The organism is Microcoleus sp. CAWBG640, from assembly GCF_020883015.1.
GTDB lineage: Bacteria > Cyanobacteriota > Cyanobacteriia > Cyanobacteriales > Microcoleaceae > Microcoleus > Microcoleus anatoxicus.
In genome coordinates this window covers 1-7,215 of sequence record NZ_JAHRFC010000147.1, presented here as the reverse complement: position 1 = coordinate 7,215, position 7,215 = coordinate 1, and the positions used below count along the sequence as shown (strand labels likewise).

The 7,215-nt window shown below is 46.0% G+C and carries 7 protein-coding genes; 1 reads left to right on the top strand and 6 read right to left on the bottom strand.

Features of this window, described 5'->3' with window-relative positions; genetic code table 11:
• Nucleotides 1–235: 235 nt before the first annotated feature.
• A complete protein-coding gene (locus tag AAFP11_RS29120; RefSeq protein WP_341740147.1) occupies nucleotides 236–1,651 on the bottom strand; it encodes a hypothetical protein in 1,416 nt (471 codons plus the stop codon).
• 478 nt (nucleotides 1,652–2,129) lie between these two features.
• Here AAFP11_RS29120 and secA point away from each other — a divergent pair, with 478 nt between their 5' ends.
• A complete protein-coding gene (gene secA / locus AAFP11_RS29115; protein WP_341740146.1) occupies nucleotides 2,130–4,943 on the top strand; it encodes a preprotein translocase subunit SecA in 2,814 nt (937 codons plus the stop codon).
• A 94-nt stretch (nucleotides 4,944–5,037) separates the two neighbouring features.
• Here the strand turns inward: secA and AAFP11_RS29110 are convergent, their stop codons facing one another.
• The 5 genes from AAFP11_RS29110 to AAFP11_RS29090 form a co-directional block, all read right to left on the bottom strand.
• Nucleotides 5,038–5,244: a hypothetical protein gene (locus tag AAFP11_RS29110; RefSeq protein ID WP_341740145.1), complete on the bottom strand. Its 207-nt coding sequence runs from the start codon at nucleotides 5,242–5,244 to the stop codon at nucleotides 5,038–5,040.
• Nucleotides 5,245–5,314: 70 nt separating this feature from the next.
• Entirely contained in the window at nucleotides 5,315–5,932 is a 618-nt protein-coding gene (locus AAFP11_RS29105) for a DUF4926 domain-containing protein (protein WP_341740144.1), read from the bottom strand.
• Nucleotides 5,933–5,935: 3 nt separating this feature from the next.
• Nucleotides 5,936–6,271, bottom strand: coding sequence for a DUF6883 domain-containing protein (locus AAFP11_RS29100; protein ID WP_341740143.1), 336 nt, complete (start codon nucleotides 6,269–6,271; stop codon nucleotides 5,936–5,938).
• On the bottom strand, nucleotides 6,258–7,067 hold the full coding sequence (locus AAFP11_RS29095; protein WP_341740148.1) for a COR domain-containing protein: 810 nt from the start codon (nucleotides 7,065–7,067) through the stop codon (nucleotides 6,258–6,260). The genes AAFP11_RS29100 and AAFP11_RS29095 overlap by 14 nt, the downstream gene beginning before the upstream one ends.
• Nucleotides 7,013–7,215 (bottom strand): hypothetical protein (locus AAFP11_RS29090; protein WP_341740142.1); only part of this gene is annotated, 203 nt, incomplete at its 5' end. The genes AAFP11_RS29095 and AAFP11_RS29090, both read right to left, overlap by 55 nt.

Genomic DNA, 7,215 nt, shown 5'->3' with positions numbered 1-7,215 from the left:
GTGTGTTTTTATATCTATTTGGAAAAAGAACACCTGTTTTTAGGTTGAAGATAATCTACAATTATACTTGGGAGTATAAATACATAAAAAACTTATCTTTAACCGAGCTTTCAGATATCGATCGCTCCTGTTCTTAGTTTGCGATCGATTATTCAGCAAACCCTAGCTAGTCTTTAAGATCGATGTTCGCTCTCTGAGAAATTTCTGAGTTGGATCTGCTCGATCGCCCTTTTTGCTACTTTTTGGGTTTCGTCCGCCACCCTGTGATGCCTGCTGCCAACAGGGCGATCGCGCCACTGAGCAAAAATGAAAATACAAAGGGATGCCACAGGATTAAGGGTGCGGGAACGTGATTTTGTTCTAGAGTCTCGAACAGTTTGTCTGTGCCACTAGAGGCACAGATGGCACCTGCTGCTATACCGACTCCGATCGCCTGAACTTTGCTTTCTATGCGATCGTCTCGATTTTTCTCTGCTGTTTCGCTGTTGCGGAGTTCGATTTGCTGGGCGCGATCGTTCCTGGCTTGTTCTATTTCTACTATCCCTCTAATGGAGGCGATCGCCTGTTCGATTAAACTGGTTCCGTGTCGGAAATATCCTAAGTCCCCTGCTATTTGCGATCGCATCTGAGGCGCGTTTTTTATACTAAAACTATTTAATATCGATAGTTCTTCCTTATCGCTTTCAATCATAACACATATTTTCTGCAAAATCTCACTATAATTGTAAAGATTTATGGCAATTGTATTATCAAAATCTGCAAGTTTCCGCAACAAGCGAGTATAAGTTACAGATTTGCAAAAGAGTTGCTTTAACTGTTCCTGCAATTCTTGCAATTGAGAAGAACTTAATACAGTATCCTGGGCAAATTGCTGCTGCAAAACCTCCATATTTTTCTCTATGGTGCGGTATTCGGCATCAAGTTCCTGGTAAATCTGGCGGCTGTCTTGAAAAGCCTTGATAATTTTGTGTCTGTGAAATAATAAATTGAATATTTCCTGTTGACAAGTGTTAAAATCTGCATCAGTTTGTTTGTCGCCCAGGAGCCAGACAAAGAGGTGTTGGTAATGGGGAACATCGGTAAGTGAACCGTATTCAAAAATCGGGCTACCAAACAGTTTACCCGATCGGTAAAAACTAGGGGGAGAATCGCCGGAAAATAAAGAATCGCGACATTTATCAGCCAGGGGTTTGAGGGAATCTAAATTATCGGGTAAGTTTGGTTCAGTAAGCCATGCAGTAACAATCAGAGTTTGACCTAAAAAATTGTCATCGCCACTGATGAGTAAAGCTTGATTGGGGTTAAAATTTTCAATAAAACTGACATCTAAATTATTAGCAGTGCCATCTTCCCGGCAACCGATATTTAAACAGACAGCATAGCTATCTTGAATTTGTCGAGGTTGGGCAAAACCTTCGATCAAGGGATTGCGGGTATTAAAAGGGAGGGAAGAATCGGACAGTAAATCGGTACAGTAGCGGTGAGAATGGGTGGGGAAAACCAGATGGGGTGTAAGTTTTTCATAACTGTAGGTAAATTTTGCCAAAATCTGCTCGCATTGTTGCCACAGAGGATGATCGCTGCCCTGGCTGTCATGATAGAGTTGGAAAGCGTATAAGTAAACGTTGGGTGCAGAAATGCGATCGTTCATGTTAAATAGGTTCTTGACGTTATTTAAATATTTTTTGCTATTTGGTAATTACAACTGCTTGATTTTTGACTGTTATCTACTCCTTACATCTACAGATAAAAACATAGATTTTAGTGATTGCTAAGATTATAGGCGGCCCCATCCGCGAATCGGTTACATCCCCACCGGGGATGTAAGCTAGTTTTTTCGGCAAAGGGACTACAAAATTTTCCCCGACATCTCAAAAAAAGACAAGCCATCCCAGAAGCACGGGGCAACAGAGGCAGTTTATCGGTAATTGCATGGATTTTGTTCAAGGGAGATGAAACACTCTGCAACGCAGTGATGGCAGGATGGAACAACAAACCGATCGCCCGTGACGGCCACAGAGCAGAGCCAATGGTTGCTACAATCGGAAAAGGTAAATACTGTGGGTAATACTCCAGTCCCTAAAGCTGAAAGCTACTAGCTAAATTATTAAAAATCTGCCTCTCCTGCCATGTTTAAAAATCTGCTCGGCGATCCCAACGCACGCAAGCTTAGAAAATTTCAGCCTTGGGTAGCTGATATCACAATCTTAGAAGAAGAAATCCGCGCTCTAACAGACGAGCAACTCAGAGGTAAAACCGCTGAGTTTAAACAACGTCTGGCGAAAGCTAAGTCTCTCAACGACGAGAAAGAGATTCTAGACGAAATCTTGCCAGAAGCTTTTGCGGTGGTGCGGGAAGCGGGACAGCGAGTTTTAGGAATGCGCCACTTTGATGTGCAACTCCTGGGCGGCATCATCCTGCACAAAGGTCAAATTGCCGAAATGAAAACCGGTGAAGGAAAAACCCTGGTAGCGACACTGCCGGCCTACCTCAACGCCCTCAACGGCAAAGGGGTACACATCATCACCGTCAACGATTATCTCGCGAGGCGGGACGCGGAATGGATGGGGCAGGTGCACCGGTTCCTGGGATTGACTGTGGGACTGATTCAGCAGGGCATGGATCAGGGGGAACGAAAGAAAAACTATAACTGTGATATCACCTACGCGACGAACAGCGAGGTGGGCTTTGACTATTTGCGGGATAACATGGCTACTGTCATGGAAGAGGTAGTGCAGCGTCCTTTTAATTTCTGCGTGATTGACGAAGTGGACTCGGTGCTAATCGATGAAGCCCGGACACCTCTGATTATTTCTGGCCAAGTGGAGCGCCCCAGCGAGAAGTACATCCGGGCCTCTGAGGTAGCGGTGGCCCTGAGAAAGGAAAATGAAGAACATTACGAAGTTGACGAAAAGGCTCGGAATGTGCTATTGACGGATGAAGGATTTGGGGAAGCTGAGCGGTTGTTGGGGGTTACGGATTTGTATGACCCGGCAGATCCTTGGGCGCACTATATTTTTAATGCGATTAAGGCGAAGGAATTGTTTATCAAGGATGTCAACTACATCGTCCGTGAGAATGAGGTGGTGATTGTTGATGAGTTTACCGGGCGGGTGATGCCGGGACGGCGCTGGAGTGATGGTTTGCATCAGGCGATCGAAGCGAAGGAACGGGCGGAAATTCAGCCGGAAACTCAGACGTTGGCGACGATTACCTATCAAAATTTCTTTTTGCTTTATCCGAAGCTGTCGGGGATGACTGGGACGGCGAAGACGGAAGAGGCGGAGTTTGGCAAGATTTATAATCTGGAAGTGACGCTGATTCCGACAAACCGGATTCCTAGCCGTAAAGACCTGTCGGATATGGTTTACAAAACGGAAAATGGTAAGTGGAATGCTATAGCCCAAGAATGCGCGGAAATGCACGGCCAAGGCCGCCCGGTGCTGGTGGGTACTACGAGTATCGAAAAGTCGGAATTGCTGTCGAGGTTGCTGACGGAACTGAGGATTCCTCACAACTTGCTGAATGCTAAACCAGAAAATGTGGAACGAGAGTCGGAAATCATTGCTCAAGCCGGACGCAAGGGTGCGGTGACGATCGCCACTAACATGGCCGGCCGCGGTACTGATATCATTTTGGGCGGGAATTCTGAGTACATGGGCCGCCTGAAGTTGCGCGAGTATTTCATGCCGCGGATTGTCCGCCCCGACGATGAGGAAGGGTTTACCTTAGCTCAAGTCCCCGGTATTGGTGGCCGCCCCGCACCTCAAGGTTTTGGACAGGGTACGAAAAAGGTGAAGTCTTGGAAGGCTTCGCCCCAGATTTTCCCGACGCAAATCTCGAAAGATGCCGAGCAAATGTTGAAGGCGGCGGTGGAGTTGGCTGTCAAGGAATATGGAGCGCGATCGCTCTCGGAATTGGAAGCCGATGATAAGATAGCTGTGGCTTCGGAAAAAGCCCCGACAAATGACCCAGTAATTCAAAAACTGCGGGAAGTTTACAAATTAATTCGCAGCGAATACGAAGCTTTTACCAGCACCGAACATGATGAAGTTGTCAACTTCGGAGGCCTCCACGTCATCGGTACAGAACGGCACGAATCGCGCCGGATTGACAATCAGTTGCGCGGCCGCGCGGGACGCCAGGGAGACCCTGGTTCTACTCGGTTTTTCTTGAGTTTGGAAGATAATTTGCTGAGGATTTTTGGTGGAGAACGGGTGGCTGGTTTGATGAAAGCTTTTGGGGTAGAGGAAGATATGCCGATCGAATCGGGAATGCTAACTCGTTCCTTAGAAGGAGCTCAGAAAAAAGTTGAAACCTACTATTATGACATCCGCAAACAGGTATTTGAGTACGACGAAGTGATGAACAATCAACGTCGAGCCATCTATGCTGAACGCCGTCGGGTATTAGAAGGTTTGGACTCCAAGGAACAGGTGATTAAGTATGCAGAACAGACAATGGACGACATTGTAGGAGCATACATCAATCCCGATTTACCTTCGGAAGAGTGGGAACTAGAAAAACTGGTCAGCAAGGTGAAGGAATTTGTTTATTTGCTGGCTGACATGACACCGGATCAACTAGAAGATTTGTCAGTTGAGGAAATTAAAACTTTCCTCCACGAACAAGTTCGCAATGCTTACGACATGAAAGAATCGGAAGTTAATGCAATCCGAGCAGATTTGATGCGAGATGCGGAACGGTTCTTTATTTTGCAGCAAATTGATACTTTGTGGCGGGAACATTTGCAACAAATGGATGCTTTGCGCGAGTCTGTCGGGCTGCGTGGTTACGGCCAAAAAGACCCGTTAATCGAGTACAAAACTGAAGGTTACGAGCTGTTTTTGGATATGATGACGGATATTCGCCGCAACGTGGTTTATGCGCTGTTCCAGTTCCAGCCACAGCCAGCCATGCAAGTTTCGACAGAGATGGTTTGAAATAGTTAATGGTTGATTGTTGACTGTTTCGCTCGTTTTGCTCGTTCCCAGGCTCTGCCTGGGAACGCAGATCCGGAGGCTCTGCCTCCTCTTTTTATCCCCCAAGCGAGGCAGAGCCTCTAGATAGGGCTTGCTGAATAATCGATCGCACTTGACGTGGCGAAAGGTTATTCGATGGCGCGATCGAGAGTAAAGTGCAAGATAAACAGGTAGAATAGGTCAAAACCCGTGCATCACCACCTGCGATCGTGTACAAAAAAGCTGAGCTTGTCTCTAGCCCCCAGAGGCAGGAAAAACTCATCTTTAACTCTGGTTGAATAATCAATCACTCCCGATCGCCAAAAAGCGATCAATTATTCAGCAAGCCCTATTTAGGGGGCTGGCGGTAGCTGAATTTCGATTCCTACTTTTTCACCTAGATCGATCGTCTTATGAGCCAAGTCAACAGCACCAGAGATACCAACTCCGATCGCAGCCGTCGTCGCTAAAATAGCTTTTAAACTTTTCTTTAATCTAGCTGGATTCCTTTCCTTCTCTGGTTTCTTAATTTCCGCTTCGACATCTTCAATATCGATAATTACACCATCGCGAATGTCTTCGGGAAACTGTGTGGCTGTTTCGCGCATCGATGAAATCAGTTGCAGAATTTCGGCGGTATTGGCATTATTAATAATTTTATTGCCTGCGACTTTATCGCCTGCAATTTTATCACCTCCAACATTATAGCCTTGACCGTATTGATATGTATTGTTAGACATCGGGGTAATTTCTGGTGTAGACTTGTACTTTAATTGTAACAGTTGACTACTGTGTAATGGCAACATTGCATAAGTTTGCCCGTCATCGTCGCTGAATTCGACTTCGTAAACTTCTGGGGCCAAGAACTCGACGATAGTACCTACTTGACCAGCAAGTAAATTACCAGATGGTAAATCTTCCTTGATGGCAACAACATCGAGTAATTGTAATTTTGAAATTGTCTTTAGCATAATCTACCTCCGAATGTAACAGCTAGTGAGTCGCGGAAAAGTTTCTGTAGGACGTACAATCCAAGTGCTGCGAATTGTTGCCGTTTTTTCATTGCGAGTTAGAGGAAAATCGACAACATAGCGTTGACCGTATTGATCTTGGCTGGTGGAGATGGCATCATAGATTTGAATCGCTTCTAACAAGATAAATTGCAAGTCTTCGGCATCTTCAGCACTTAACCCTAGAATAGCAAGAAATAATCGAGCTTTGTGTTGTCCCCGATCGTGTTCGATGTTTAAGCTATAGTCACGCAATTTCTGAATATCAATAAATGCAGTTTCAACGTTAGGGAGTTTCATCGGCATTGCCCATTATCTTGTCTCCTTGAATTCGATCGCCTCCAAAGTTATCGCCTTGACCATTTTGGTTAAATGTTTTAGAACGGCGATCGAAATTCTTTTGATGAACGTGAATGTTAATCCCAGGATAACCGTCTTCTGGATCGTCAAAAAAATTATCGCCCATTTGCTTTCTGCGCCGAAGTTCGATCGCCTCATACCCATCCAACAACGGCCGCAAATCCAGTTTAAGTTTAAGTTTCCCAAGGCACACTGTATTCTCGCCCATCTCCTCCAATCCTAGCAACTCCTCGTAATCCAGCGGATCGGCATCGGGATAACCCGGAACCGGCACCCATTGACTGATTTCCAGATTCGCAAAAGAATTGTGGATTTTTGTAAACGTATCGCGAATCATGCTGAGGAAAGAACGTCGCGTCGATTCCCGCCCGCTAACAGCGATCGAGATTTTCTCATCTTCCGGGTCAGATTTAATTCGGGCGATGTTGTACACCTCAGCGCCTTCGGTGTACTCCAGCATTACCCCCGTGCGCCAGTGGGTGCTGTTGTGGATTTTCTCGTGGGTGAGGACGATGAAACGCGAGAGGATGCTGTCGGGGAGGATGCGGTAGTGATATTGAAATTCCAGGGTTTCGCCTTCGAGTTCGGTGTTTTCCGGTTGTTCTTTCGGCAAAATGCCGGGAATAAGGAAAGTCCGTGGGGTGCAATGGCTGAGGGGGAAGCAGAGTTGAAATTCGCCCATCAACTCCGTGAGACAGTTGTAACGGTGGCTGGGATATTTAGTTGAGTCAAGGATGCGGCTGAGGTCGGCGTAGGTGAGTAGACAGCAGCAATGGACCAGTATTTCAGATGGCTGGCAATCGGATAAAAATTCCTACACTGGGAACGTTTCGCCTGAAAGAAGCTATCGGGTACAACTGTTGCTCTCAAACATTTACCATCAG

What these genes read in the sequence shown, in the direction of transcription:
- AAFP11_RS29120 (WP_341740147.1), bottom strand. Translation starts at nt 1,651, where the DNA reads ATGAACGATCGCATTTCTGCACCCAACGTTTACTTATACGCTTTCCAA.
- secA (WP_341740146.1), top strand. Translation starts at nt 2,130, where the DNA reads ATGTTTAAAAATCTGCTCGGCGATCCCAACGCACGCAAGCTTAGAAAA.
- AAFP11_RS29110 (WP_341740145.1), bottom strand. Translation starts at nt 5,244, where the DNA reads ATGAGTTTTTCCTGCCTCTGGGGGCTAGAGACAAGCTCAGCTTTTTTG.
- AAFP11_RS29105 (WP_341740144.1), bottom strand. Translation starts at nt 5,932, where the DNA reads ATGCTAAAGACAATTTCAAAATTACAATTACTCGATGTTGTTGCCATC.
- AAFP11_RS29100 (WP_341740143.1), bottom strand. Translation starts at nt 6,271, where the DNA reads ATGAAACTCCCTAACGTTGAAACTGCATTTATTGATATTCAGAAATTG.